Origin of the sequence: Brevundimonas sp. EAKA (assembly GCF_000698025.1) — a bacterium.
Classification (GTDB): domain Bacteria; phylum Pseudomonadota; class Alphaproteobacteria; order Caulobacterales; family Caulobacteraceae; genus Brevundimonas; species Brevundimonas mediterranea_A.
Genome location: NZ_JMQR01000245.1, coordinates 1 through 1,627, shown reverse-complemented (window position 1 = coordinate 1,627; position 1,627 = coordinate 1). Strand labels below are relative to the sequence as shown.

At 67.9% G+C, this 1,627-nt stretch carries 1 protein-coding gene and 1 pseudogene; both read right to left on the bottom strand.

From position 1 onward, the window contains the following. Nucleotides 1-214: 214 nt before the first annotated feature. A complete protein-coding gene (locus ER13_RS17250; protein WP_035311367.1) occupies nt 215-718 on the bottom strand; it encodes a DUF1993 family protein in 504 nt (167 codons plus the stop codon). An 86-nt stretch (nt 719-804) separates the two neighbouring features. After that, nucleotides 805-1,584, bottom strand: a pseudogene (locus ER13_RS17245) (methyl-accepting chemotaxis protein); the annotation flags it as partial. Nucleotides 1,585-1,627 lie beyond the last annotated feature (43 nt).

The following is a 1,627-nucleotide window of genomic DNA, read 5'->3' as shown; positions in this document are numbered from 1 at the left end:
GTCTTTCGCTGGTCGCTTTTTTCGCCTGCGGAATAGAGACCAGCAACACGCAGGCGAAAAAAGCGACCAGCGAAAGACCCGGCGCATAGAGGGCGCTGGCGACCAAATGGTCGATCTTTGGGGTGGGGCCGCTTCGCTTCACTTCCACTTCCCCAAGCGCACTAGATGACCAGTCGGAGAATGCCCCGCCCACTCCAGATTGCAACCCTGGATTCTAGATGAGGCTGAGCCGCCCCAGATAATCCATCTTGCTCAACGGCACGCCCTCCTTGCGCAGGATGGCGTAGGCGGTCGTGACGTGGAAATGGAAGTTCGGCAGGACGAAGCTGGTCAGATAGCCCAGGCCGTCGAAATTCATCTCGCGGCTGGGCGTCTTCAGCGTCACCGGCCGGGTCTCGGCCCCGGCGAAGGCGGCGGGGTCCACGCTGTCGATGAAGGCGAGGGTGCGGGCGATCCGGTCCTTCAGTTCGGCGAAGTTCGTCTCGTCATCCGCCATGGCCGGGTTGTCGACGCCGGCCAGCCGCGCCACGGCGCCCTTGGCCGAGTCCGACGCCAGCTGAACCTGGGCGGTCAGGGGGCGCATGTCCTCGTGAAGCCGGGCCTGGATCAGGGCGGCTTCGTCAAACCCCTCCGCCAAGGCCTTGTCCAAAAAGCCGGACAGGTTGGTCAGGCCGCGCACGAGGATGGGCGAGGCGACGTCGTAGATCGAGAGGGTCATTCCAGGGATCCGGCCAGGGCTTTGGTGAGGAGGCCATAGCTGGGCGGTTCATCGCCGCGGCGCCAGCCCCCGTTCCACTTCCGGCCCTAGAATTCTTCCCAGCCCTCCGAAGCAGGTGCGGCCTGGGGTGCGGCCTCGACCTTCAGCGCCGCGCCGCCGCGACCGAGAGTCTTCAGGGCGGCGACCATATGGTTCGAACGGGCGGGAGCCGGGGCGCCGGGCCTCGACGCCGCGCGGGGCGCGGGCGCGGTGGCGAGGGCCGACGCGGTTTCGCCGACCTTGAACTGGGCCACCGAGGCCTGCAGGGTCTCGGCCTCCTGGGCCAGCGAATGGCTGGCGGCGGTCGACTGCTCGACCATCGCAGCGTTCTGCTGAGTGACCTGGTCCATCTGGTTCACCGCCGTATTGACCTGGGCCAGGCCGACGGCCTGCTCCTGGGCCGAGGCCGCGATCTCCGACACCAGGCCGTCGATCTCGGCGACCCGGTCCACGATCCGTTGCAGGGCCTCGCCGGTCTGACCGACCAGTTTCACGCCCGAACCGACCTGATGGGTCGAGGCCGAGATCAGGGTCTTGATCTCCTTCGCCGCCTCGGCCGAACGCTGGGCCAGGGCGCGGACTTCCGACGCCACCACGGCAAAGCCGCGACCGGCCTCGCCGGCTCGGGCCGCCTCGACCCCGGCGTTCAGGGCCAGCAGATTGGTCTGGAAGGCGATCTCGTCGATGACGCCGATGATCTGGTTGATCTGCGCCGAAGACCCCTCGATCGCCTGCATGGCCGAGACGGCGTCGCGGACGATGACGCCCGAGGTTTCGGCGTCGCCCTTGGCCGACTGGACCACGTCCGAGGCCTGGCGGGCGCCCGAGGGGGGCCTGTTTCCGTCCCTTTTTCACACCCCGCGCCGCCGC